The following is a 24,830-nucleotide window of genomic DNA, read 5'->3' on the forward strand; positions in this document are numbered from 1 at the left end:
TCAAAGGGATATGGGGAAAATACTGCATCAGCTATTGATCAGGAAGTCCGTGACATTGTAGAAGATTGCTACGAAAAGGCTAAAGCAATAATAAAAGATTATATGGAACAGCTTCATGCTTCTGCAAATCTCTTAATGGAGAAGGAAAAAATCGGTCAGGAAGAATTTGAGGCATTATTCTAGAAAAGAAGGTTTTATAAGATGAACAGACGGAAAGAAGCTTTATTTCACGATGGAACACAAAGGTTTTTAAGATATGACGAAGAAAAAGGCATATATACATTTGTTCTTAGAACGGCAGCAGGGGAAGTAAATGAGGCTTTTTTATGTATTAGAAATACAGAAATGAGGATGTGTTGTGAAAAACATGAAGGAAGTTTCGACTATTTCAGCGTAAGTCTTGCGTTGCCGGAAAAACTGGTGAGATACCATTTTAAGGTAGCGGATAGTCGTAAGATTTTATTTTATGATGCATCAGGTGCAAGTGAGTATTGTTCAAATGAGTGGGAGTTTGAGTTTACTCCCGGATTTACCACACCGGATTGGGCAAAGGGTGCAGTAATGTACCAGATTATGGTTGACCGTTTTTGCAATGGGGATAAGTCCAACGATGTGGTAAATGATGAGTATATATATATTGGACGGGGTGTGTCCCATGTGGATAACTGGAGCGAGCCTTCGGCAGTAGATGGGACACGGCAGTTTTATGGAGGAGATTTTCAAGGGGTAATAGACAAACTTGATTATTTAAGCAAATTAGGAATTGAGGTAATATATTTTAATCCTATTTTTGTTTCGCCTTCTAATCACAAGTATGATATTCAGGATTATGACTTTGTTGACCCTCATTTTGGAAAAATAGTAAATGACGGTGGGGGTACAGTAGCCCATTATGCATCAAATAATTTTTCTGCAGATAAGTACAAAATCAGAACAACTGATTTAGAAAATCTTGCGGAAAGTAATAAATTATTTATTAAACTGGTAAAAAAAGCCCATGAAAAGGGAATAAAAGTAATTATAGACGGTGTTTTCAACCACTGCGGTTCATTTAATAAATGGATGGACAGAGAGGGAATATATCGGGGAAATAAAAATTACCACCCGGGAGCCTATGAATCTAAGGATAGCCCTTACAGTTCCTTTTTCAAATTTGGAAATGAAAGCTGGCCGGATAACGGAAGTTATGAGGGCTGGTGGGGATTTGACACATTGCCAAAGCTTAACTATGAGGAAAGCGAAAAACTATGTGAATATATTCTTAACATAGGTAGAAAATGGGTATCACCTCCTTATAATGTAGACGGCTGGAGATTGGATGTGGCAGCAGATTTAGGACATAGCGAGGAGTTTAACCATCAGTTTTGGAGAAAGTTTAGAAAAGCCGTAAAAGAGGCAAATCCTAATGCAATTATTTTGGCGGAGCATTATGGTGATGCAAATGCATGGCTGAGGGGAGACCAGTGGGATACGGTAATGAACTATGACGGATTTATGGATCCTGTATCATGGTTTCTTACAGGTGTGGATAAGCATTCTGATAATTCAAATCCTTCGATGCTGGGAAATGCTGAGGCTTTTAATCATGCCATAAAGTATTTTTTATCAAGACTTCAGACGGAATCGTCGTTAGTTGCCATGAACGAATTGTCTAATCATGACCATTCAAGGTTTTTAACAAGAACTAACAAAATGGTAGGTCGTGTGGCAACATCCGGAACAAAAGCGGCACAGGAGAATATCAACGAAGCCATTTTTAAGCAGGGTGTAATAATGCAGATGACTCTTCCGGGAGCACCAACCTTGTATTACGGTGACGAGGCGGGAGTCTGTGGATGGACTGATCCGGATAACAGAAGAACCTACCCATGGGGGAAAGAAAATCTGGAAATAATGGAATTTTACAGAGAAGCAATTGCCCTTCACAGACATAATAAAGTGCTAAAAACAGGTTCCTACAAACCACTTGCAAGTAACCAAGATCTAGTATGTTATGGACGTTTTGATGATAAGGATGCTGTGGTCACTGCCATAAATACTTCTAATAGTGATATGGAGATAAATATTCCGGTTCTAATTCTTGGAAAGGAAGATGATACAGTATGGGAGAGACTTATAGAGACGTCAAGAGAGTTCTATAACTGTGGAAGGATAAAAACAGCTCAGGAAGACGGACATATTCATATATGTGTTCCCGGTCAAAGTGCAGTTGTGTACAGAAGTATATAATATAAAAAATAGTTCCAACAAAATGTTGGAACTATTTTTTATATTAAAATTAAATTATTCAGCCTCTGAAAATTTCTTCTTTGATACTAATGCAACGCCAGCTGCTGAAACAACAGCAACAAAAACTAAAGCAATGTTAGCACCTGTTTTTGGTGATGTCTGTGAAGTGTTTCCACCACCACCGTTACCTGTTGTAACTTCCTCATCAGTTGGGATAACAGTTGCTGATGGGCTTACAGCTGCGAAACAGTTTACTGAAAATGCAAAAGTCAATATCAATGTAGCTAATAAAGCAAGTAAATTCTTTTTCATAAGTTTAACCTCCATAACTAAAATCTTTCTAATATCTTATACCATTATACATTAATGAAATTAAAAATCAAATATTTTTTATAACAAAACTAAATCTATTATTTGATTTTATTATAATATATATCAAGTATCTTTTCAAAAAAGTCGTTTTTGTCTAACTTAAACTCAGCAGAAGCATCCCCTGTTACCATTTTATATTCACCTTTGGTGGTTATCATGTTAAGTCCTGAATAGTTAGTGGCAAGGGATGATGCCAAATAAGTCATAATATTAGGATTTATGTTGGTAACCGTGTATTCAGAACTATCCTGATAAAGCTTAAGTGGCAAAGTAAAGTCATCCTTTATCGCAGGCACAATCTGAGAAGTAAAGGAATTAAGATATAGCCTCTGACATGACATACGTCTTAGGTTGTCATCAAGCAGGGTTGTATCCCTGTGTCGTACAAACTCCTCTGTTAAATCACCTTTTAAGGTAATGGATTGTCCCTTTGTAAAGCTTCCAAAAGTATACTCAGGTGTTACTGTAACCCCACAAATATCGTCATTTATTACTTTAATAGCAGAAAGGTCGATAGCATAGTAAGCATTAATTGGAATGTTGTATATTAATCTTTCCACGGCAGTAACCTGATTTTCCGCACTGGTGGTTTTACCGTCACCATAAGCATAAGCAAGACAAATTTGTTTTGTTTCTGTATCGTAATATTTGCCGGCAGCATTGTATCTGATAACCTCTGACATGGTATCTCTGTTTAAACACAGAACTTTAATATGTCCGTTAGAGGTATCATATGTTAATAAATAAAGTGCATCCGCCTGACCGGCTGTTGCTGCTACTGCATCGTCTACTAATTTACGTTTGTCGATACCCATAAACAGTATACTTGCAATATTATCATTAAATTCATATGTATGACCATTGTAATAAACAATACGTCCATTATTTTCATAATCAATATCCTTAGGGAAATTCATATTAACATTGTCATAGTTAAGAAGTTTTTTCTGACCTAAATATCTCATTACGAAAAATGTTACTACAATTCCCAGAATAACACACAGTAAAAAGATTAATATGCCAAGAAAAATCTTCTTCTTTTTGCTCATGCGTTTTTTCTTATTATTTGTTTTGCTGTTTCCTCTTGAAAGATGCCCCTTATTAAATTTGTGATTATCACTTGAATGAGATATATCAGAAGCTTTATCATCTGATTCCCCGGATGAATGAGAACGATGGTGATGTCTGTGCTTGTAATTTCTTTCAATTGTATCCCAATCAACCTCAAAAGTTTCACCATCGCCATTATCATGAATTACATCGGTATTGTGATGATAATGTTGGTGATGATGGTGTGAGGAGTGAGCATCACTAACCTCTTTTTCAGTACTACTTTCTTCTTTGTCTAAATTGTGGGAAACAGTGTTATCTGTATTATCCCCGGCATTGCTTAAATTTTCTAAATCTTTGTCCTCAGTTAAAGAATTAATTGGTTTGCTCATCCTTAATTAAAACCCCCTGTACTAAATATCGCGTATTTTCAGCACCATTGGTGCAAGTGCTAAGTGTTATTATTTTACTGTTTATATCAAGAGACACTTTCCTGATATTTTTTGAAAGTGAATTCGGATTTGTGGTATATTCAAAATATTTTTTTAGAACTTTTTTGTCGCTAAGCTTAAAGGCATTAAGAATATGTCTGTCATCGTATACATAAGCTGCATAAATTTTATAGGTTAAACGGTGATTTGGCATATAAATATAGATATATTTGTTTTTCTTAAAAAACTTAGCATCTTCAAATTTATGAAGTGACTTAAACATAGAACCGTTAAGCATATTATGCCCGTATAATACGGTTACAGGATCGGAATAATCCTTTGCATTTTGCTTTTCCGTATAAATAGCACCGGCAAATTCGTTTTCCCTGTTTACATTATGGTTAAGATAAAAGTCATCAGATAAATTTTTACCCGGCTGTACTACAGGATAATCAACGTTAGTGTTAGGAATATATATCCATGAATAAACGTCGGAATTTTTTTCCTGCAACTTAACCCAGTTTATATTGTGATTTTCTACGGTATTAACCAAAGTGGCAGTATTCGTTTCTGTTTCAGGATTAATGTATTCTGCGGAATTTCCACCGTCACTTAGAAAGTAGGAAATGATTTTATAACCGCAAATTACACAAACAATAACTGCTACAATAAAGGTTACACCCCAAAATAATTTTTTCTTATTCATTTTGTAGTATTGTTCTCCTATATTTGCCTCTGGATTATAAACAGTATAGTATCAATATAGCTTTGTGTCAAAGATTAAAATGAAAAAGAAAAAGATTTGGTGAATATAATGGAAATAATTTGGAATATGTAATAAATGTTGTTGCACTTTTTTAAGTAATGTGATATAAATATATATTGTGAATGGGCAGATTCCCGAGTGGCCAAAGGGGACAGACTGTAAATCTGCTGCAACTTGCTTCGGTGGTTCGAATCCACCTCTGCCCATTATATTAATGATTATTTCATTAATAAACGCCGGCGTGGCGGAACTGGCAGACGCGCAGGACTTAAAATCCTGTTGTGGCAACACAGTACCGGTTCGATTCCGGTCGCCGGCATAAGAAAACCTTTCGTTATGATAATCATGACGAAAGGTTTTTTTACGTGTAAGGCAGAATTCTGTTATTAAACTAAGTTGTTGAAAAAATGAAGTATCATATAAAATTATTTACCGGGGCATTTACAAAAACAAAAAAACAGTGAAGCCATGAACACTTCACTGTTTTTGATTTAAGTATGAATCAATTATTCTGTAATTCTTTTTCTTCCTAAAAGCATAATTCCAAGGAATAAAGCTGAAATCAATGCTACAGGAATAAGAACATAATTGCCATTGTCAGCTGTCTTTGGTGAAACACTTTTATTGTTAGGTGCTACAGTTTCGCCGTTTTCAGAAATATAGAAATCGCAGCTTGCTGTACCTATACTTGTTTTAACTGTAAGTGTGTGTTTACCACATGAAAGACTTGCTAAAAAGTCAGCTGATAAAATAATTTTATTATTCTTTACAACATAATCTGATGCATCAAGTACCTTACCATCAACATAAATAGTTGTATTCTTATCAAGCTTAACGTTTGTTACAAAAGTAAGACCTTTCTTATCACCCTTTGACCAATTGCCATCCTTATCGCCAGCCGGTTTAACTGTAACAGTCTGTGATGTTGTCGGCTTGATAGGTTTCTCTGTTGGACTCGGAAGAGCAAAACAGTTAGCAGAAAAAGCAAATGTTAAAACTAAAGTAATAAACAAAGCAATAAACTTTCTTTTCATAAGTAGACCTCCCATATACAAAATTTGATACTATTAAGTAATTATACAATAAATCAACAAAAAAGCAACATATTAACGAGTTTTTATATAATAAATATCTAATATTTTCTCGAATAAATCAGTTTTATTTATTTTATACTCAGCAAACCGGTCATCTTTCTTCTCTACATACTTGCCTTTAATGGAAGTAATGTTAAGCCCGGAATAGTTAGTTGCCAGGGTCGATGCCAAATATACCATAATATTGGCATCTAAATTTGTTACTGTGTACTTTGATGAATCTTTGTACAATTTTAGCGGAACGTTAATATCTTTTTTTAATGATGGCAAAAGCTGACTGACAAAACTGTTAAGGTACAGCTTCTGGCAACTCATACGTCGTAGGTTGTCATCTAACAGATTTGTATTTCTGTATCTTACAAACTGTTCGGCAGTTTCACCTTTCAGAGTAATTTTTTGTCCTTTGGTGAAGGAGGAAAAGGTGTACTCAGGTGTTAACGTGACACCACCGATATCATCATTTAATATTTTAAGGGATGAAAAATCAATGGCGTAGTATGTATTAATTGGAATGTTGTAAATAAAACGTTCCACTGCCATAGCCTGATTTTTGGCACTTAATTCTTTTCCGTCTCCATATGCATAGGCAAGACATAACTGTTTAGTCGCCGTATCATAATAATTACCTTCACTGTCATATCTGCTGATATCAGTCATAATATCACGGTTAAGGGCTAAAACCTTAATTTTTCCAGTGGAAATATTATAGGTCATAAGATACAGGGCATCAGCTTGTCCTGCTGTAGATGGAACGGCATCATCTTTAAACTCATCATGGTCAACACCCATAAACAAAATACTTGCAATGTTACTGTTAAACTCGTAAGTGTGTCCCTTGTATTCTATGGTTTTGCCGTCGCCTTCAATATCGTCATAGTTAATATCCTCAGGAAGAGTAAGGGCAACTGCCTCATTTCCCAGTAAGGATTTTTTGCCTAAATAATGCATTACTCCAAAAGTAGTTAAAAGTGCAAGAATTAAAAATAAAATCACCAAGAGCAATATAACGAAGAATTTTTTCTTCCTGCTCCATTTTTTCTTTTTCTTAGAGCCACTTTTTCTACTAGAGGAGTGGCTATGATGATGGTGACCGGAATGATGCCCACTCCCTGGATGGTGGGAGCCACTGGAGTGATGTCCGCAACCTGAGTGGTGACTGCTGTGATGTTCGCCTTTGGAGGTAACCTGTTCATCTTCTAAATTAGTGGCACTATTACCTGAATCAGCCTGCTTATCATCTGAATAATCATCAGGCACTAATTCTATATTGCTATATAAATCGTTACTTTGTCTGCTCATCTTTAATTAATACTCCTTGTACTAAATATCGTGTGTTTGCGGCACCGTTAGTGCAGGTGCTAAGAGTCAGTACCTTACTGTCGGTGCTTAAATCCACCTTACGGGTATTTTTTGTAAGGGATTGTGGATTTTGGGTAGACTTTAAATATTTTTTTAATATCTTTTTATCTTCAAAATTAAATGAATTTAATATATGTCTGTCATCGTATACATACGCCGAATATATCTTATAGGTAAGTTTACGTTTTTCCGTATATATGTAAATAAATTTATTTTTTTTGAAAAATTTAGCATCTTCAAAACTGTGGAGAGTTTTAAACATAGAACCATTTTTCATGTTATGACCATAAATAACCGTCACAGGGTCAGAAAAATCCTTTCTGTTGGCACGCTCTGAAAAAATGGCACCGGCTATGTCAGGCTTCTTGTCTATGTTATGGTCTAGGTAAAGAGTGTCAGACTCATAAACTGAAGACTGAACAATGGGATAATCCACATTAGTGTTTGGAATGTAAATCCATGCGTATATATCATCGTTGGCTTTCTTAAGGGATGACCATTTAATACCGTGATTATCAGCCATGGAATCACTTTCACTTTCCTTTGTGATAGTGGATGTTTCTTCAATATATTTATCAACATTGCCACCGTTGTCAAAAAAAATAGAGATTATTTTGTATCCGGAAAAAATCAATATGATTAGAAAAAAAACAAAAAAAATCCCCCAAAGAAGTTTTTTAATTTTCATATTTAAACAGCACTCCCTCATTTAACATTGTATTGTATTAATAGTATATAACTTATGAAAAGAAAATCAAGCATTCCATTATGGATTTGACATATAATACCGTACTGGTTAAAATGAAAATACAAATATATTATTAAAAAAGAGGAAAATAAAATGAAAATTGGATTTGGATGCGACCATGCAGCAATTGACTTGAAAAATGAATTGTTGAAATATATGGAAGAAAAAGGATATGAATGTGTTGATTACGGAACTAATTACGATGAAAACGGTGAAATAATTAAATGCGATTATCCAAGTAAGGGTCAGGAAGTAGGAGAAGCAGTAGTTTCTAAGGAAGTTGATTACGGTGTACTTATTTGTGGAACGGGAATTGGAATATCCATGAGTGCCAATAAGGTTCCGGGAGTAAGAGCAGCTGTTTGCAGCGAGCCTTATTCAGCAAAGCTTACAAAACAGCATAATAATGCTAATATTATAGCTTTTGGTGCCCGTGTAGTTGGAACTGAACTGGCAAAGATGATTCTTGATGAGTTTTTCGGAACTGAATTTGAAGGCGGAAGACATGCAAGAAGGGTGGATATGATAACAGATATTGAAAAGAAATACAGTAAGTAGTTTAGGAACTGCCTGTTGACAAAACCAGTTGTTGACAAGCAGTTCCTTTTTTTATATAATTACTTTACTACTTTAAAGCGTAACGGTTTAAAGTTCAACGCTTTAAAGCCACGGAAATATATTCACATAATAATTTGGAGGGAATTAAAATGACAACAGTTACATTATGTTCCATTATGCTGGTAGTGTTTTTTGCCATAATGATATTTGTGGGATTTTACACCAGAAGACACACGACAGACGTAAATGGATTTGTTCTTGGAGGACGTTCGGTAGGCCCATGGCTTACAGCATTTGCCTTTGGTACTTCATACTTTTCAGCGGTTATTTTCGTTGGATATGCAGGACAGTTTGGATGGAATTTTGGACTGGCTTCCACATGGGCAGGTCTTGGAAATGCCTTTATTGGTTCACTTCTTGCATGGAACGTATTAGGAAGAAGAACAAGAGTTATGACACAGCATATTGATGCAAAAACCATGCCTGATTTCTTTGGTAAGAGATTTAACTCAACACCACTTAAGGTGGCTGCATCAATTATAGTATTTATATTCTTAATTCCATATACATCATCATTGTATAACGGATTGTCCAGCTTGTTTGGTCTGGTTTTTGATATTCCATACTGGGTAGTTATTGCAGTAATGGCAGTGCTTACCGGTGTATATGTAATATTTGGCGGATATATGGCAACAGCCATTAATGATTTTATTCAGGGCATTATCATGCTGTTTGGTATTTGTGCTGTTATAGGTGCAGTTCTTGTAGATAATGGCGGTTTGGTTAATGCAACAAAAAATCTTTCAGCTATCACAGGAGATGCAGGATGGCAGGGAGCTTATTCATCATTTTTAGGACCTGATCCATTGGCACTTTTATTTGTAGTAGTTCTTACATCCCTTGGAACATGGGGACTTCCACAAATGGTAGGAAAATTTTATGCCATTAAAAGTGAAAAAGATATACATAAGGGAACTGTAATTTCTACAGTATTTGCCATTATTGTAGCCGGAGGCTGCTACTTCTTAGGTGGATTTGGAAGATTGTACAGTGATAAAATAACCATTAATGAAGCTACAGGAAAGCCTTTATTTGACACTATTATTCCTACCATGCTCTCTACATTACCTTCTATTGTAATTGCAGTGGTTATTGTACTTGTATTGTCTGCATCAATGTCAACCCTTTCTTCACTGGTACTTACATCAAGTTCAACATTTACTTTAGACGTTATAAAGCCGGCATGCAAAAAGGAAATTACAGAAAAGAAACAGGTTACGTTAATGAGATTACTTATTGTGTTCTTTATCCTTGTTTCAGCAGTTATAGCCATATTTAAGGATGCACATCCGGAAGTTACATTTATTGCACAGATGATGGGTGTTTCATGGGGAGCTCTTGCAGGGGCATTTTTGGCACCATTCCTTTATGGTTTATACTGGAAGGGCATTACAAAAACAGCTACAGTAGTTTGTTACATCTGGGGGTGCTCCATTGCAGTTATCCAGCTTATAATAACTTTGGCAGGAATAGATATTACAGGCTGGGGGACAGTTCTTGGTTATGTATTTAAGTCATCAATTAATTCAGGTGTTATAGCCATGGTAGGTGGACTTATAATCGTTCCTATAATCAGCCTGTTTACAAAGAAGCAAAGTGATAAGGAACTTGACGAAATCTTTGAATGTTACAATGAAAAAACAGAAACAACAGCTAAAGAGCATTTAAAGCAGTAGTAAATAATAGGATATGAGATTTTCTGATTTTTTAATAATAAGCAAATTTGAAATTAAATTAGCGGGAATGTGTGTCGCTATATCACTTATATTTTTGTTGTTGATAGCTGTGAAGATAGTAAAAGCTGTGGGAAATTTAATATACGTGATTCCCGCATTAGAAGGAATAGCCTTTTTACAGATATGGTCAACTTGATACATTGACTTATAATGCAGGATAAATTATAATTAAGTTTATTACTTTAAAGCAATAAAAAGTGTTATTGCGATACATTTATTCAAGAGAGGTAGGAGAAGATATTGAGCAAGCAGACTATTATGCTAGGTAACGAAGCTATTGCCCGTGGAGCTTATGAAGCCGGAGTTAAGGTAACATCAGCTTATCCGGGAACACCTAGTACAGAGATAAGTGAAAATATTGTTAAGTATGATGGGGTTTATGCAGAATGGGCACCTAATGAAAAGGTGGCAGCGGAAGTAGCCATAGGAGCATCCATGGCAGGCTGCAGATCCATGTGTATGATGAAAATGGTAGGTCTTAATGTGGCAGCAGACCCTCTTTACTCAGGAGCGTATATTGGAGTAAATGGTGGTATGGTGGTTGTTGTAGCTGATGACCCGGGTATTTACAGCTCACAGAATGAACAGGATACAAGAATGATTGGACGTGCTTCCATGATTCCGGTTATTGAACCGTCAGACAGTGAGGAAGCAAGGGTATTTACAAAGAGAGCTTATGAGTTATCAGAGGAATACGATACACCGATTATTTTAAGAACAACTACAAGAATTGCCCATTCCCAGGGTATTGTTAATTTAGAGGATAGAGTAGAGGTTGATGATAAGCCTTACGAGAGAAATATTGCAAAGAATGTTATGATGCCTGCTAATGCCATTAAACGTCACGTTTTTGTTGAACAGCGTATGAACAGAATGGCTGAGGATGCTAATACATTAGATATTAATAAAGTAGAATATAATGACACAAAAATAGGAATTATTACAAGTGGAATACCTTATCAGTATGTTAAGGAAGTTTTACCTGAGGCTTCAGTATTGAAGCTGGGATTGGTACATCCTCTTCCAAAGAAGCTTATAAAGGATTTTGCGTCAAAGGTTGACAGACTTGTAATTGTGGAAGAGCTTGAACCTGTAATTGAAGAACAGGTTAAGGCAATGGGCATTGAATGTGACGGCAAGAATTTATTTACAATTCAGGGCGAGTACAGTGCCAATATGTTAAGAGAGAAGATTTTAGGTGAAACAATTGAGGTTAAAGCTTCAAATGAGGCTCCTGCAAGACCACCTATTCTTTGTCCGGGATGCCCTCACAGAAGTACATATTCCGTTCTTAAGAAGTTAAAAATTCATGCGGCAGGTGACATTGGATGTTACACATTAGGTGCTGTAAACCCGTTGGCAGTAGTTGATACAACTCTTTGTATGGGCTCAAGTATTTCAACTCTTCACGGCATGGAGAAGGCAAAAGGAAAAGATTACATTAAAAACTGGGTAGCCGTAATTGGTGATTCTACATTCCTTCACACAGGTGTAAATTCACTTATGAACATGGTTTATAACAAGGCTACAGGTACAGTTATTATTTTGGATAATTCAACAACAGGAATGACAGGACATCAGGATCATCCGGCAACAGGAAAAACACTAGACGGTGAGCCGGCATATGCAGTTGATCTTGTGGATTTATGTCATGCATTGGGAGTTAAACATGTTGAAGTAGTTGATGCTTTTGATGTTGATAAATTAACCAAGGTAGTTAAGGAAGAAGTTGCAAGGGATGAGGTTTCAGTTATTATTTCCCAGTCACCATGTGCACTTCTTAAGTCATTTGTTCCTAAGGGAAAATGTTATACAATACCTGAAAAATGTGTTAAATGCGGACAGTGTTTAGTTCCGGGTTGTCCTGCCATGACTAAAAAGGAAGATGGAACAGTGGCAATTGACGGAACAATGTGTAACGGCTGTGGACTTTGCATGAGCAATTGTAAGTTTGGAGCTATAGAACTTAAAAAGAAAGGAGAATAATCATGGCAGAAACAAGGAATATTATGATAGTAGGCGTTGGTGGTCAGGGTACTCTCCTTACCAGCAGAATTTTAGGGGGAATTACAGTAGCCGCAGGATATGATGTAAAATTATCAGAAGTTCACGGAATGGCACAGCGTGGAGGAAGCGTTGTAACATATGTAAGATATGGAGAAAAGGTAGCAGAGCCTATAGTGGAGGAAGGTCAGGCAGATGTACTGATTGCTTTTGAAAGATTAGAGGCTTTAAGATATGCTCACTACTTAAAAAAGGATGGGGTTATTATTGTTAATGATCAGAGAATCGACCCTATGCCTGTAGTTACGGGAGTGGCAAAATATCCTGAAAATATTATTGAAAATCTGTCAAAGGAACATAAGGTTATTTCCGTTGATGCTCAGGCTGAAGCTTTAGCCATGGGCAATCCAAGGGTTTTCAACGTTATTATTTTAGGAGTTGCTGCAAAGAGAATGGACTTCCCGAAAGAACAGTGGATTGATGTAATTAAGAAAACTGTTCCACCAAAGACTATAGATATTAACGTGGCAGCTTTTGAGAGAGGCTACGAATTTTAAATAAGAAGGAATTTGAAATGATCATTGATATTCATACCCATACATTTCCGTACAAGATAGCAGCCAGAGCCATAGAGCATATGGAAGAGGATATCGTAAGAGGTCAGGGCTTTGAGGTTAAATGTGCCAGAATCCCTACGTTTCAGGGATTATCTGACAGCACTAAAAGTGCAGGAATTGATTTGTCAGTGGTTTGCCCTGTGGCAACTAATGTTACACAACCTGAAAAAATCAACGAATTGTCAGTTAAAGCCAATGAAAAAATGGATGAAACAAAGGTGTTTAACTTTGGTGCCATTCATCCCGACTGTGAGAATTACAAGGAAATCATAGATGATATTGCGTCTATGGAGCTTAAGGCAATTAAGCTTCATCCGGATTATCAACATGTATTTTTTGATGATGAGAGATATATAAGGCTCATTGATTATGCAGCAAATAAGGGTCTGGGAATAATAGTACACGCAGGAGAGGATGTAGGTCTTCCGGATACTATTCACTGCACACCGGATATGGTTCTTAATTTGTGGAAACATATTCAGCCGGAAAAACTTATTCTGGCACATATGGGTGGATGGAGATTATGGGATGAAGTGGAAGAAAAACTGGTAGGTCTTCCATTTTATATGGATACAGCAGTAGTCTTAAACAGAAGGTTCCCTGTAAGACTTGGCAATGAGCAGTTTGTGAGAATGGTGAGAAAACACGGTACTGACAAAATACTGTTTGGAACCGACAGCCCATGGTACGACCAGAAACAGGCTTTGGAAGACTTTGACAATACAGGACTTAATGATGATGAAAAGAAACTGATTCTTGGAGAAAATGCCAAAAGACTGTTTGGATTCTAATGTTATTTAAATGGCTGTGCACCATTACAACTAAAGGGAAATAAAGAAAGAGAGAAGGATAAATAAATGCCTATCACAGAATTATTAGAGAGAAATGCCATACAATATGCAAATGATGTGGCTCTCGTGGAAATTAATCCTGATATAAAGGAGAAAAGGCGTGTTACATGGCGTGAGTACGAGTTAATCCAGCCGGATTTAAGTCAGCAGTACAGACGTGAAATAACATGGCATGTATTTAACGAAAAGGCTAACAGGGTAGCTAATCTGTTACTTAGCAGAGGCATAAGAAAAGGTGATAAAGTAGCAATTCTTATGATGAACTGCTTAGAGTGGCTGCCTATTTACTTTGGAATATTAAAAACGGGAGCATTGGCAGTGCCAATGAATTTCCGTTTTGACGAACATGAAATTAAATATTGTCTGGAGCTTTCAGAGACAGATGTTCTTTTCTTCGGGCCTGAATTTATTGGGCGTATAGAAGAAATTGTAGATGAAATAGATGAAAAGAGAATTTTGTTTTATGTAGGTGGGGATTGCCCTTCTTTTGCAGAAAATTATGATAATCTTGTTTCAAACTGTTCTTCATTGTCACCGGATATTAAAATTACCGATGAGGATGATGCGGCAATTTATTTTTCATCAGGAACAACAGGATTTCCGAAAGCTATTTTACATAATCACGAAAGCCTTATGCATGCGGCAAAGGTTGAACAGAATCATCACGGACAAACAAAGGATGACGTATTTTTGTGTATTCCGCCTCTTTATCATACAGGGGCAAAAATGCATTGGTTCGGTAGTCTTCTTACCGGTGGAAAAGCAGTTTTGTTAAAGGGTGTTACACCTAAAACTATTTTTGAAACAGTATCTAAAGAGCATTGTACTATTGTATGGCTTTTAGTGCCTTGGGCTCAGGATATTTTGCTGGCATTGGACAGAGGTGAGCTTAAAATCGAAGATTATGATTTGAAGCAGTGGAGACTTATGCATATTGGTGCTCAGCCTGTGCCTCAAAGTCTCATTAAGAGATGGAAGGAATATTTTCCACATCATCAGTACGACACCAACTATGGCTTAAGCGAATCAATTGGGCCGGGTTGTGTACATTTAGGTGTTGATAATATTGATAAGGTAGGAGCAATTGGTGTGCCGGGATATGGCTGGCAGGCTAAAATTGTTGACACTGAAGGTAATGAAGTTAATCAGGGAGACGTAGGGGAACTTATTGTTAAGGGCCCCGGGGTTATGACTTGTTACTACAACGATGAAAAAGCTACAGCTGAATGTCTTAAGGACGGATGGCTTTATACCGGAGACATGGCAGAAATGGATAAGGATGGCTTTATTTATCTTGTTGACAGAAAGAAGGACGTTATTATCAGTGGTGGTGAAAATATATATCCGGTACAGATAGAGAACTTCTTAAGCAAGCACCCTAAAATTAAGGATGTTGCCGTAATTGGACTGGCAGATGAGCGATTAGGGGAAATTTCAGCAGCCATTATTGAGTTGAATCCTGATACGGAATGTAGCGAAGAAGAAATAAATGAGTTCTGCAAGGAACTTCCAAGATATAAGAGACCTAGAAAGATTATTTTCGCCAAAGTACCTAGAAATGCTACAGGAAAGATTGAAAAGCCTAAGCTTAGGGAAATTTATCACAGCAAGAATCTGGTAGATGCACAGAACAGAGGCTAGTAGATGCCGGGTGTGCTGTAGTGATTAGACTATGGTGGTTGAATCGGAGCGGAAGCGTTATATGTCAAAAAGCAGTTGAATGTTTGAAAATGGACAATTCAACTGCTTTTTTGATGGCAAAATAACTTATTTTTCTGTGGGGGACGGTTGGAAAGTTTGAAAATGAAAAACCAACTGTCCAAAAGCAGTTGGAAGCACTAAAATTCCACGCAACTCTCCACAGGGTACCATTGAAAAACTTGAAAAGACAAATCCAACCGACCACACAATAATTTCACATCCCAAAAATAATTTCACATCCCACCACAATTATATTGACATTCCCACCATATTTTTATATAGTATTCTAGGGTTAGAAATACTAAACTTTTTGTTTAGTTTATGAAAACTAAGGAAGGTAATTAAGTTATATAATGGATATAGGAAGCAAAATAAAAGAATTAAGAATTGCCAACGGGCTGACACAGGAAGAATTGGCAGACAGGTCAGAATTGTCAAAGGGATTTATTTCACAAATGGAGAATAATCTCACATCCCCATCTATTGCCACATTAATAGATGTGTTGCAGTGTTTAGGCACGGATTTAAAGCATTTTTTTAGTGACGATGAGGACAAGCAGATAGTTTTCTCAAAGGAAGATTATTTTGAAAAAACAGATGAAGAGTTAAAAAATAATATTCAGTGGATAATACCAAATGCCCAGAAAAACATAATGGAGCCTATACTTCTTACATTAGAAGCAGGTGGAGCTACATACCCGGATAATCCCCATGAGGGAGAAGAGTTTGGGTATGTGTTGTCAGGAACGGTGCAGGTAGTTTTGGGAAACCGTTCATTTAAGGCAAAAAAAGGCGAATCATTTTATTACGATGCAAAATATAAGCATTATCTTAAATCAAAAAACGGGGCAAAAGTGTTGTGGATAAGCAGTCCACCAAGTTTTTAGATAAAGGTTTTTAGATGAAATCTTTGAATAATCAGCCGGCTAATGAAAAGACGACAATACTATTAAAAAAGGAGGCAGAAATGGGAAATACAATTATTGAACTTAAGAATATTTCAAAAAACTTTGGGGAACAACAGGTTTTAAGAGGAATTGACTTAAATATCTATGAAAATGAATTTCTTACACTTTTAGGGCCAAGTGGTTGCGGAAAAACCACAATTCTCAGAATAATAGGCGGTTTTGAAGAGCCAAGTAACGGACAGGTGTTAGTAAGTGGTAAGGATATCTCAAAGGTTCCACCATATAAAAGAGAAATCAACACTGTATTCCAGAAATATGCCCTTTTTCCATTTTTAAATGTGTACGACAATATAGCTTTCGGTCTTAATTTAAAAAAGACAGACAAAAATATAATAGATAAAAAAGTGAAGAGAATGCTTGAATTAGTAGGTCTTAAAGGATATGAGAAAAGGGATGTAACAAGCCTTTCAGGAGGGCAGCAGCAAAGAGTTGCCATTGCAAGGGCTTTGGTTAATGAACCAAAGATTTTACTTCTTGATGAGCCACTAGGTGCCCTTGATGCGAAGCTTAGAAAGGATATGCAGACGGAGCTTAAAAAAATTCAAAAGGAAGTAGGCATAACCTTTATATTTGTAACCCACGACCAGGAGGAAGCTCTTACCATGTCTGATACAATAGTTGTAATGAACGACGGAGTTATTCAGCAGATAGGCACCCCCATTGATATTTACAACGAACCACAAAACAGATTTGTGGCGGAATTTATTGGAGAATCCAATATTATTGAAGGAAATATGATAAAGGACTGCCTTGTTAAGTTTGATGATGTAATGTGGGAATGTGTTGACAAGGGATTTAAGGATAACGAGGAAATTGAGGTAGTTTTAAGACCGGAAGATATGGATATAGTGGCACCGGAAGAGGGCAAAGTTGTAGGAAAAGTTGTGTCAAAAATTTTTAAAGGTGTTCATTATGAGTATCTGGTGCAGTGCAAATACAGAAATTATAAGGTGCATACTACGGAAAATATCGAGTTGGGAATTGAAATAGGTCTTACCATAGACCCTTATGATATTCAGGTTATGCACAAAATGGAAAATTAGGAGGTAGCTATGCAGCATTTCAAAGGACTGGTAAAGCCCTATGTGTTATGGTCGTTTTTGCTTATAGCACTTCCCCTTGTATTAGTTGTGCTATATTCCGTAACCACAGGGGATAATTCCCTTATTACGATACATTTTACATTAGATAATTTCAAAAAAATATCAGACCCGGTTTACCTTAATGTATTTGTAAAATCATTGGAAATGGGACTGATAACCACAGTGATATGCCTTGCTTTGGCGTATCCAATGGCATATATAATATCGAAATTTAATGATGAAATACAAAATATTTTAATACTTTTAGTTACAATTCCTATGTGGATTAACACCCTGCTTAGGACATATGCGTGGATTAGCCTTCTTTCAGACAACGGAATAGTGAATACGTTATTAAAAGCCATAGGACTTAATCCGGTAACTATGATGTACACCAATTTCTCGGTTATTATGGGATTGGTATGTGACCTGCTTCCCTTTATGGTTATACCTATTCATACGTCATTAGCCAAAATGGACCATTCATTGGTAGAAGCAGCAGGAGATTTGGGAGCAAATAAATTTCAGACCTTTACGAAGGTTATACTTAAGTTGTCCCTTCCCGGAGTTATAAGTGGTGTTACCATGGTATTTTTGTTATCCATATCATCATTCGTAATTCCGGTATTGTTAGGAGGACATCAGTTTGTATTAATTGGTAACCTTATTGAAAACCAGTTTATTTCCGTGGGAGACTGGAATTTCGGAAGTGCAATATCAGTTATTCTTGCAATAATAATATTGGCAATGATGGGATTAATGAAAAAGATTGATCCGGAAGAAAATGGAGGTGACAAATGAAAAAGAGAATCTCCATAGGCTCAAAATTATACATTACATTAATGTTTGTGTTTTTTTATCTGCCGATTTTGGTGACAATGTTTTTCTCATTTAACTCATCAAAATCCCTTACCAACTTTGCAGGATTTTCCCTTAGATGGTACAGGAAGCTTTTAACAGATAACAACATAATATCAGCAGTATACGTTTCCATAAGTATTGCGTTAATTGCCACGGTGGTATCCACCATTCTTGGAACAATAACAGCCATCGGTTTGTCAAAAAGCAGAAAAGTGCTTAAGGAATGGCTTCTTAACGTAAATAATATGCCCATAATGAATCCGGATATAGTTACGGCTATAGGACTGATGATTTTATTTACGTCAGTTAGAATGGAAAGAGGCTATATTACCATGCTTTTGGCACATATAGCATTTTGTACCCCTTACGTTATTATCAGTGTGTATCCAAAAGTAAGAAGCATGGATCATAATCTGGCAGACGTGGCAATGGACTTAGGGGCAACACCATTTCAGGCATTAACAAAGGTAATTATTCCAATGTTAAAACCGGGAATTTATGCGGGAATGCTCCTTGCCTTTACAATGTCAATGGATGATTTTGTGGTTTCATACTTTGTAACGGGAAATGGGGTGTCAAACATTTCCATAGTTGTGTACAACATGTCAAAGAGAACCAACCCGACTATAAACGCATTGTCAACTCTTCTTATTTTACTTATTGTTGTGGTACTGGTGGTTATAAATGTAATACCTGCCATTTATAAGAAGAAAAGAGGGCAAAATGTTGAGAAGGCAAGTGCTGCAACAGGAGTGTGGAAACGTGTTGTGGCAGTGGTTAGTGCCGTTGCAGTAGTAGGCGTTGCAGTATTTTGTGTAGTAAGATTTAACAATATAAGCAGCAGACCGGTACTTAGGGTTTTTAACAGTGGAGAATACGTTGACCCACAGTTAATAGACAGATTTGAGAAAGAGAACAACTGTGATGTTGTTTACGAAACCTTTGATTCTAACGAAACCATGTATACCAAAATTCAAAGTGGTGCGGAATATGATGTTATTATCCCTTCTGATTACATGGTTGAAAGGTTAATTAGCGAGGATTATCTTCAGAAGATAGATTGGAATCTTATAACCAACAAGGATAAGATTATTCCTTCCCTTCTTGAAAACAGCTTTGATAAAGGTAGTCAGTACGGCGTGCCATATTACTGGGGAACAGTAGGTATTGTCTATGACAAAACTAAGGTAGACGAGGGGGATTTAGCTGAGGGATGGGATATTTTAAAGAACAAAAAGTATAGCGGCAAAATTTATATGTATGACTCAGAAAGGGACTCCTTAATGGTGGCTCTTAAGGCACTGGGATACTCCATGAATACAGATAAAAAATCCCAGTTAGACGAGGCATACAATTGGTTAATTGACCAGCAGAAAACCATGAAACCGGTATATGTTGGAGATGATGTTATGGATAACATGATTTCCGGCAATAAAGATATGGCGGTTGTGTATTCCGGAGATGGTGCATATATAATTTCCGAAAATGAAAATATGGGATTTTTTGTACCGGATCAGGGTTCAAATGTGTGGATTGATGCAATGGTTATTACTAAAAATTGCAAAAATACTGAATTAGCCCATAAATATATTAATTACTTTTTACAGAAGGATGTGGCTTTAGAAAATACAAGATATATTGGATACGACAGTGGTGTGAAGTCTGTATACGAACATTTCAGGGATGATGAATATAAGGGAAATCCCGCATGTGCACCGGATACGTCTAATGAGAAGAATGAAGAATTTAAAGATAGGAAACAGGATATAAAGGAATACTGTGCAAGTCTTTGGACTAAGGTTAAATCACATTAGTAAAGTATAGGGAAAAATTAGTAATTCATAAGTTTAAAATAATAAATGTCTTATTAAGAAGTAGTTAAAATGATTATCTATCTTTTAATAAGGCATTTTTTATGGAATTAATTACAAATCACGGGACAAAACAGCTTATATCAGCCACTTAAATATATGACGGTTTGCAGAAAATCTTAATAATTGTAAAGAAATCTTAATAATTGTATAGAAATCTTAATAAAAAAACACTTGTAATTAATATGTATAAGTTGTATAGTTTGTATTAGTCAAGATAGTACAATTGTATCACAATTGTATCATCATTGAAAAAACTTACCTTTTTTAAGGCACAAATATATTTTACAAAGGGATTAGTGATATGAATATTTTAAAAAAAATTAAAAAAATTTCAACAGAAAATGGAGACAGGATAGCTATTAAAAGTGACGATTCCTGTCTTTCTTATGGTCAGCTGGATGCTTATTCAGATAAGCTTGCTGCATGGATATATAGAAATTATGGTGATACTAAAACACCTGTAATTGTATACGGACATAAAAATCCATATATGATTGTATGCTTTCTTGCATGTGTTAAGGCAGGAAAGGCATATTGTCCCCAGGACATTTCAATTCCTGACACAAGGGTTGAGGCAACAGTGGAATGTGTTGAGCCTGAGGTTATTTTTCAGGTGGAGGGAGACATCACACTAGATAATGAATATGTAATAAATTTAGACAAGATAAAGGAAATTATAGAGAAGGAAGAAGAAACTGCCAAGGTGGAAAATTGGGTAAAGCCGGATGATACATATTATATTATTTTCACATCCGGCAGCACAGGAAAGCCAAAGGGAGTTCAGATTACCTTTGACTGCCTTAACAATTATTTAGACTGGTCTGTTACATTATGCGGCGAGGTAAAGGAAAATGAAATATTTAACTTTGGTAATCAGGCACCGTTTTCCTTTGATTTATCAGTAATGGATTTGTACACCTGTTTAGCTTTAGGCGGAACCCTTCATACATTAACAAAGAAAATGCAGGAAGATTACAATGCAATGTTTAATCATTTTGAAGAGGCGAATCTCAATGTGTGGGTTTCAACGCCGTCCTTTGCAGATATGTGTTTAGCAGATAAGAAATTCTGTAGCACAATGATGCCGAATCTTAAAGTATTTTTATTTTGTGGAGAGGTGCTTACAACATCCACTACAAAGAAATTACAGGAGAGATTTCCGGATGTAAAAATTATTAACACATATGGGCCTACAGAATCTACTGTAGCAGTATCAGATGTGCTGATTACACCTGAATTGTTAGAAGAAACCATGGCTAAAGGAAAATCACTTCCGGTAGGACATGAGAAGAAAGGCACATGGCTTGAAATACATGACGAACAGGGAAACAGCCTTCCTGAAGGCGAGCAGGGAGAAATTATTATAATAGGTGATACTGTAAGTACAGGATATTTTAAAAGAGATGACCTTACCGAAAAAGCCTTTTTCACCTGTGAAAGAGAAGGAAAAATGTATCGTGGATACCATACGGGAGATGCAGGATACAAGATTGGCGGACAGCTTTATTACAATGGAAGAATTGATCTTCAGGTAAAATTAAACGGATATAGAATTGAAGTGGAAGATATTGAAAACAACATGTTAAGACTTCCTCAAATAAGCCATGCAGTGGTGTTACCTAATATGAAAGAAGGAAAAGTAAGAAGCCTTACAGCTTTTGTTACAGGAAATCTTGACGGAAAAACTCCAAGTGAGTTTGGAAGAGAGGTTAAAAAGCAGTTAAAGGAAATCCTTCCTGTGTATATGATACCTAAGAAGATTAAATATGTTGAAGAAATACCAATGAACATTAATGGTAAGGCTGACAGAAAATATCTTGGAGGTCTTTTGTAATGAGTTTTTTTTCAGGAGAATTTTTTTTCACAATGTTAATACCGGTTTTGGTAATTGCTCTTATAATCGGACTTTGTGAAAAAACACTTAAGTGGTACGATATAGCAGTTTCTGTCCTGTTTATAACACTGGTGCTTATAGATACACCGGCAGCATTAATTTATTTTGTAATTTATTTCCTTATAGAACTTGCATTAGTTAAGATTTATGAGCAAATAAGGAAAAAAGGCAGGGTGCTGTGGATATACAGATTGTTTGTTTTTCTGACAATTGTACCCCTTGCGTTATGTAAACTAAATGAACTGGATGCCTTTAAAGGTCTTGGGTGGTTTCAGTTTATTGGAATATCATATTTAACTTTCAGAGTGGTTCAAATCATAATAGAAATGTATGACGGAGTTATAGAGCACATTTCTGTTTCAGATTTTACGTCATTTCTGATTTTCTTCCCAACATTCAGCTGTGGTCCCATTGACCGAAGCAGAAGATTTGAGGGAGATATACAGAAAGCCTATAAGAGAAGTGAATATCTTGAATTATTTGGAAAAGGATTGGAAAAACTCTTTGTAGGTATTGTATATAAATTTGTGTTGGCAGACCTGGCTTACAAGGTTATGATGCAGGTGGTAGAGCCTACGGTGTTAAATGAAATTGCTTATGCATACACCTATGGAATATATATGTTTTTTGATTTCGCAGGCTACAGCCTTATGGCAGTGGGATGCGGATATATGCTGGGAGTTAAGGTGCCGGACAACTTTAACAAGCCTTTTATAAGTAAGGATATGAAGGATTTCTGGGCAAGGTGGCATATATCTTTGTCAGAGTGGTTCAGGGATTTTATATTTACCAGATTTATTATTTCATCCACAAAGAAAAAGCGTTTTAAAACCAGACTGACAACAGCCTCAGTGGGCTTCATTATAAATATGTTTGTTATGGGTGTGTGGCACGGACTTAGCCTGTGTTACATAGTATATGGTTTGTACCATGGAATACTTTTGGCACTGACGGAAATTTATCAGAAGAAATCAAAATTCTATAAGAGAAATAAAAAGAAAAAATGGTATTATGTTCTGTCATGGACAGTAACAATTAATCTTGTGATGTTTGGATTTCTGATATTCTCAGGACATCTTATATAAATATAAATAAAAAGTTTTAGAGTTAGAAAGGACATGTGAAATGAAAGAGAAAGTTTTAGATTTATTAGAAGAAGTATGTGACGATGATGTAGTAAGAGAAGATTTAGATATGGATTTATTTGAGGAAGAACTTATGGATTCATTAGCATTTGCTGAGTTGTTAGCTATGATTGAAGATGAACTTGGGGTAGTAATATCTCCATCAGAGGTAGTAAGAAGTCAGGTAAATACAGCAAACAAAATTATTGCTTTAGTAGAAGAAAAGAAATAACAGAGGTAGATTACAATGAAAAACATTAAGGCAATGGGAATTGCATTTATTATGTTTTTAGTTACCATAACCGGGGTAGGAATTGCCGCAAAAAACGGCATACCTGCCTACAACATAAGATATGGGACATGGATTAGCGCCACAAAATTCGGGTGCAATGACGGAATGAAAAAATTAGTAGATAACGATAATGTTTTTGCTGTTTTTGGTTCGTCGGAATTAAAACACTGTCAACGCTCAGGCTTCCATGCCGACAGCATTTATAAAAACAGTGACATAAAGCCGGTGTTTATTGGAAAGGGCGGTTTTCAAAGCTTAGGACATGCCATAATTCTAGGCTCCATAGGTCAGGAACTTAAAGGAAAAAAGGTGGTAATAAGTGTATCACCTCAATGGTTTAAGTCATATGGTTTCAGAAAGGATGCCTTTGGCTCAATGTATTCAGAAACCAATATGATAGCATTTCTTAAAAATAAAGAAATTAGTGACGAAACAAAGGACTACGTCATTAAGAGAATAAAGGAACTCACAGACGAAAATCCTACAATGTGGAAAAACATTAGGCAGGACATAAAATGGTACAGGGATAATAACGGAAATGTTATTGATACAGTAAGAAAAAATGTTCACAGTGCACTGGCTAATTACAAGGCAGATACAAAGCTATACATTGCATCTGTTGTAAAGGGGTACAGCAATGACACCAATGAGGGTGGAAAAGACCGGATAACCCATTGGAATAAATTATACAAAAAGGCGGTAAAGCGTGGTGAGAAGAAATCAGGTCATAACCGTTTTGGAATGAGTGACAGGATTTACAATAAAAATTACAAAGAGAAGGTAAAAAAGAAAGCATTTAAAGACCTGCAGTATACGTCAGATTCCATGGAATTTGACGACCTTAAATGTTTTATAGATATTTGCAGACAGGAAAATATAGATGTAATGATGGTTATGCAGCCCCTTAATGCCAAGTGGGCAGATTACACTAATTTCCCTAAGGCAAAGAGAGATGAACTTTATGGTGCAGTACGGAATTTTGCAAAAAATAATAATGTGAAATTAGCTGATTTAACATCTATGGAATATGATGATTATATGTTCGAGGATGATAGTCATCTGGCATTGAAAGGACTGGTATATTTTAATGAGCAGATTTACAACTTTTATAAGCAGGATAAAAAATAATGACAAGGCAATGTTTGTGGGAAAGATAATA

The 24,830-nt window shown here is 36.1% G+C and carries 21 protein-coding genes, 2 tRNA genes and 1 pseudogene; 18 read left to right on the top strand and 6 right to left on the bottom strand.

Annotated features, from left to right (window positions below; translation table 11 throughout):
- Nucleotides 1-183 (top strand): annotated as a pseudogene (locus Q5O30_RS02375) (cell division protein FtsH); the annotation flags it as partial.
- 18 nt (nucleotides 184-201) lie between these two features.
- Nucleotides 202-2,229 carry an alpha-glycosidase gene (locus Q5O30_RS02380; RefSeq protein ID WP_021952163.1) on the top strand — a complete coding sequence of 676 codons (2,028 nt, stop codon included), beginning with the start codon at nucleotides 202-204 and terminating at the stop codon, nucleotides 2,227-2,229.
- Nucleotides 2,230-2,283: 54 nt separating this feature from the next.
- On the opposite strand, the gene Q5O30_RS02385 is transcribed toward Q5O30_RS02380, so the two are convergent.
- The 3 genes from Q5O30_RS02385 to srtB (Q5O30_RS02395) form a co-directional block, all read right to left on the bottom strand.
- Complete coding sequence (locus Q5O30_RS02385) at nucleotides 2,284-2,541, bottom strand: NPXTG-anchored protein (protein ID WP_021952164.1); 258 nt, start codon at nucleotides 2,539-2,541, stop codon at nucleotides 2,284-2,286.
- 98 nt (nucleotides 2,542-2,639) lie between these two features.
- Nucleotides 2,640-4,043 (bottom strand): LCP family protein, encoded by a 1,404-nt coding sequence (locus Q5O30_RS02390; RefSeq protein WP_021952165.1) that lies wholly within the window; start codon nucleotides 4,041-4,043, stop codon nucleotides 2,640-2,642.
- The gene (gene srtB / locus Q5O30_RS02395) at nucleotides 4,027-4,788 is read right to left on the bottom strand and encodes a class B sortase (protein WP_021952166.1); all 762 of its coding nucleotides are present in this window, start codon (nucleotides 4,786-4,788) and stop codon (nucleotides 4,027-4,029) included. Before srtB (Q5O30_RS02395) ends, Q5O30_RS02390 begins: the two co-directional genes overlap by 17 nt.
- Before the next feature lie 184 nt (nucleotides 4,789-4,972).
- On the opposite strand from srtB (Q5O30_RS02395), the gene Q5O30_RS02400 reads away from it, so the two are divergent.
- Both Q5O30_RS02400 and Q5O30_RS02405 read left to right on the top strand, forming a co-directional pair.
- Nucleotides 4,973-5,054: transfer RNA gene (locus Q5O30_RS02400), tRNA-Tyr, on the top strand.
- 29 nt (nucleotides 5,055-5,083) lie between these two features.
- Nucleotides 5,084-5,167: transfer RNA gene (locus Q5O30_RS02405), tRNA-Leu, on the top strand.
- A 187-nt stretch (nucleotides 5,168-5,354) separates the two neighbouring features.
- Here the strand turns inward: Q5O30_RS02405 and Q5O30_RS02410 are convergent.
- The 3 genes from Q5O30_RS02410 to srtB (Q5O30_RS02420) all read right to left on the bottom strand — a co-directional run bounded on the left by Q5O30_RS02410 (nucleotide 5,355) and on the right by srtB (Q5O30_RS02420) (nucleotide 7,989).
- The gene (locus Q5O30_RS02410) at nucleotides 5,355-5,882 is read right to left on the bottom strand and encodes a X2-like carbohydrate binding domain-containing protein (RefSeq protein WP_021952167.1); all 528 of its coding nucleotides are present in this window, start codon (nucleotides 5,880-5,882) and stop codon (nucleotides 5,355-5,357) included.
- Nucleotides 5,883-5,954: 72 nt separating this feature from the next.
- Complete coding sequence (locus tag Q5O30_RS02415) at nucleotides 5,955-7,241, bottom strand: LCP family protein (RefSeq protein ID WP_021952168.1); 1,287 nt, start codon at nucleotides 7,239-7,241, stop codon at nucleotides 5,955-5,957.
- On the bottom strand, nucleotides 7,225-7,989 hold the full coding sequence (gene srtB / locus Q5O30_RS02420; RefSeq protein WP_021952169.1) for a class B sortase: 765 nt from the start codon (nucleotides 7,987-7,989) through the stop codon (nucleotides 7,225-7,227). Before srtB (Q5O30_RS02420) ends, Q5O30_RS02415 begins: the two co-directional genes overlap by 17 nt.
- Before the next feature lie 153 nt (nucleotides 7,990-8,142).
- On the opposite strand from srtB (Q5O30_RS02420), the gene rpiB reads away from it, so the two are divergent.
- The 14 genes from rpiB to dltD all read left to right on the top strand — a co-directional run bounded on the left by rpiB (nucleotide 8,143) and on the right by dltD (nucleotide 24,799).
- Complete coding sequence (gene rpiB / locus Q5O30_RS02425; RefSeq protein WP_021952170.1) at nucleotides 8,143-8,607, top strand: ribose 5-phosphate isomerase B; 465 nt, start codon at nucleotides 8,143-8,145, stop codon at nucleotides 8,605-8,607.
- A gap of 149 nt (nucleotides 8,608-8,756) precedes the next feature.
- Nucleotides 8,757-10,343 (top strand): sodium:solute symporter, encoded by a 1,587-nt coding sequence (locus tag Q5O30_RS02430; protein WP_021952171.1) that lies wholly within the window; start codon nucleotides 8,757-8,759, stop codon nucleotides 10,341-10,343.
- Between the two features lie 318 nt (nucleotides 10,344-10,661).
- Entirely contained in the window at nucleotides 10,662-12,389 is a 1,728-nt protein-coding gene (iorA, locus tag Q5O30_RS02435) for an indolepyruvate ferredoxin oxidoreductase subunit alpha (protein WP_368076738.1), read from the top strand.
- A 2-nt stretch (nucleotides 12,390-12,391) separates the two neighbouring features.
- Entirely contained in the window at nucleotides 12,392-12,964 is a 573-nt protein-coding gene (locus Q5O30_RS02440; protein ID WP_021952173.1) for an indolepyruvate oxidoreductase subunit beta, read from the top strand.
- 17 nt (nucleotides 12,965-12,981) lie between these two features.
- A complete protein-coding gene (locus Q5O30_RS02445) occupies nucleotides 12,982-13,815 on the top strand; it encodes an amidohydrolase family protein (protein ID WP_021952174.1) in 834 nt (277 codons plus the stop codon).
- Nucleotides 13,816-13,881: 66 nt separating this feature from the next.
- Complete coding sequence (locus tag Q5O30_RS02450; RefSeq protein WP_021952175.1) at nucleotides 13,882-15,516, top strand: class I adenylate-forming enzyme family protein; 1,635 nt, start codon at nucleotides 13,882-13,884, stop codon at nucleotides 15,514-15,516.
- A 413-nt stretch (nucleotides 15,517-15,929) separates the two neighbouring features.
- Nucleotides 15,930-16,463, top strand: coding sequence for a helix-turn-helix domain-containing protein (locus tag Q5O30_RS02455; protein ID WP_021952176.1), 534 nt, complete (start codon nucleotides 15,930-15,932; stop codon nucleotides 16,461-16,463).
- A gap of 80 nt (nucleotides 16,464-16,543) precedes the next feature.
- Nucleotides 16,544-17,587: a spermidine/putrescine ABC transporter ATP-binding protein gene (gene potA / locus Q5O30_RS02460; protein ID WP_021952177.1), complete on the top strand. Its 1,044-nt coding sequence runs from the start codon at nucleotides 16,544-16,546 to the stop codon at nucleotides 17,585-17,587.
- A 9-nt stretch (nucleotides 17,588-17,596) separates the two neighbouring features.
- Entirely contained in the window at nucleotides 17,597-18,427 is an 831-nt protein-coding gene (locus tag Q5O30_RS02465; protein WP_021952178.1) for an ABC transporter permease, read from the top strand.
- Nucleotides 18,424-20,301 (top strand): extracellular solute-binding protein, encoded by a 1,878-nt coding sequence (locus Q5O30_RS02470; RefSeq protein ID WP_021952179.1) that lies wholly within the window; start codon nucleotides 18,424-18,426, stop codon nucleotides 20,299-20,301. Before Q5O30_RS02465 ends, Q5O30_RS02470 begins: the two co-directional genes overlap by 4 nt.
- A 361-nt stretch (nucleotides 20,302-20,662) precedes the next feature.
- Nucleotides 20,663-22,195, top strand: a complete 1,533-nt coding sequence (gene dltA / locus Q5O30_RS02475; protein WP_021952180.1) for a D-alanine--poly(phosphoribitol) ligase subunit DltA — start codon at nucleotides 20,663-20,665, stop codon at nucleotides 22,193-22,195.
- Complete coding sequence (gene dltB, locus Q5O30_RS02480) at nucleotides 22,195-23,340, top strand: D-alanyl-lipoteichoic acid biosynthesis protein DltB (protein WP_021952181.1); 1,146 nt, start codon at nucleotides 22,195-22,197, stop codon at nucleotides 23,338-23,340. Before dltA ends, dltB begins: the two co-directional genes overlap by 1 nt.
- A gap of 40 nt (nucleotides 23,341-23,380) precedes the next feature.
- Nucleotides 23,381-23,611 (top strand): D-alanine--poly(phosphoribitol) ligase subunit DltC, encoded by a 231-nt coding sequence (gene dltC / locus Q5O30_RS02485; RefSeq protein ID WP_021952182.1) that lies wholly within the window; start codon nucleotides 23,381-23,383, stop codon nucleotides 23,609-23,611.
- A gap of 15 nt (nucleotides 23,612-23,626) precedes the next feature.
- Nucleotides 23,627-24,799 carry a D-alanyl-lipoteichoic acid biosynthesis protein DltD gene (dltD, locus tag Q5O30_RS02490; protein ID WP_021952183.1) on the top strand — a complete coding sequence of 391 codons (1,173 nt, stop codon included), beginning with the start codon at nucleotides 23,627-23,629 and terminating at the stop codon, nucleotides 24,797-24,799.
- Nucleotides 24,800-24,830: the final 31 nt, after the last annotated feature.

Origin of the sequence: Eubacterium sp. CAG:161 (assembly GCF_000432355.1) — a bacterium.
In the GTDB taxonomy this organism is placed as follows: Bacteria; Bacillota; Clostridia; order Lachnospirales; family Lachnospiraceae; genus Eubacterium_G; species Eubacterium_G segne.

What these genes read in the sequence shown, in the direction of transcription:
- Q5O30_RS02380 (WP_021952163.1), top strand. Translation starts at nt 202, where the DNA reads ATGAACAGACGGAAAGAAGCTTTATTTCACGATGGAACACAAAGGTTT.
- Q5O30_RS02385 (WP_021952164.1), bottom strand. Translation starts at nt 2,541, where the DNA reads ATGAAAAAGAATTTACTTGCTTTATTAGCTACATTGATATTGACTTTT.
- Q5O30_RS02390 (WP_021952165.1), bottom strand. Translation starts at nt 4,043, where the DNA reads ATGAGCAAACCAATTAATTCTTTAACTGAGGACAAAGATTTAGAAAAT.
- srtB (WP_021952166.1), bottom strand. Translation starts at nt 4,788, where the DNA reads ATGAATAAGAAAAAATTATTTTGGGGTGTAACCTTTATTGTAGCAGTT.
- Q5O30_RS02410 (WP_021952167.1), bottom strand. Translation starts at nt 5,882, where the DNA reads ATGAAAAGAAAGTTTATTGCTTTGTTTATTACTTTAGTTTTAACATTT.
- Q5O30_RS02415 (WP_021952168.1), bottom strand. Translation starts at nt 7,241, where the DNA reads ATGAGCAGACAAAGTAACGATTTATATAGCAATATAGAATTAGTGCCT.
- srtB (WP_021952169.1), bottom strand. Translation starts at nt 7,989, where the DNA reads ATGAAAATTAAAAAACTTCTTTGGGGGATTTTTTTTGTTTTTTTTCTA.
- rpiB (WP_021952170.1), top strand. Translation starts at nt 8,143, where the DNA reads ATGAAAATTGGATTTGGATGCGACCATGCAGCAATTGACTTGAAAAAT.
- Q5O30_RS02430 (WP_021952171.1), top strand. Translation starts at nt 8,757, where the DNA reads ATGACAACAGTTACATTATGTTCCATTATGCTGGTAGTGTTTTTTGCC.
- iorA (WP_368076738.1), top strand. Translation starts at nt 10,662, where the DNA reads ATGCTAGGTAACGAAGCTATTGCCCGTGGAGCTTATGAAGCCGGAGTT.
- Q5O30_RS02440 (WP_021952173.1), top strand. Translation starts at nt 12,392, where the DNA reads ATGGCAGAAACAAGGAATATTATGATAGTAGGCGTTGGTGGTCAGGGT.
- Q5O30_RS02445 (WP_021952174.1), top strand. Translation starts at nt 12,982, where the DNA reads ATGATCATTGATATTCATACCCATACATTTCCGTACAAGATAGCAGCC.
- Q5O30_RS02450 (WP_021952175.1), top strand. Translation starts at nt 13,882, where the DNA reads ATGCCTATCACAGAATTATTAGAGAGAAATGCCATACAATATGCAAAT.
- Q5O30_RS02455 (WP_021952176.1), top strand. Translation starts at nt 15,930, where the DNA reads ATGGATATAGGAAGCAAAATAAAAGAATTAAGAATTGCCAACGGGCTG.
- potA (WP_021952177.1), top strand. Translation starts at nt 16,544, where the DNA reads ATGGGAAATACAATTATTGAACTTAAGAATATTTCAAAAAACTTTGGG.
- Q5O30_RS02465 (WP_021952178.1), top strand. Translation starts at nt 17,597, where the DNA reads ATGCAGCATTTCAAAGGACTGGTAAAGCCCTATGTGTTATGGTCGTTT.
- Q5O30_RS02470 (WP_021952179.1), top strand. Translation starts at nt 18,424, where the DNA reads ATGAAAAAGAGAATCTCCATAGGCTCAAAATTATACATTACATTAATG.
- dltA (WP_021952180.1), top strand. Translation starts at nt 20,663, where the DNA reads ATGAATATTTTAAAAAAAATTAAAAAAATTTCAACAGAAAATGGAGAC.
- dltB (WP_021952181.1), top strand. Translation starts at nt 22,195, where the DNA reads ATGAGTTTTTTTTCAGGAGAATTTTTTTTCACAATGTTAATACCGGTT.
- dltC (WP_021952182.1), top strand. Translation starts at nt 23,381, where the DNA reads ATGAAAGAGAAAGTTTTAGATTTATTAGAAGAAGTATGTGACGATGAT.
- dltD (WP_021952183.1), top strand. Translation starts at nt 23,627, where the DNA reads ATGAAAAACATTAAGGCAATGGGAATTGCATTTATTATGTTTTTAGTT.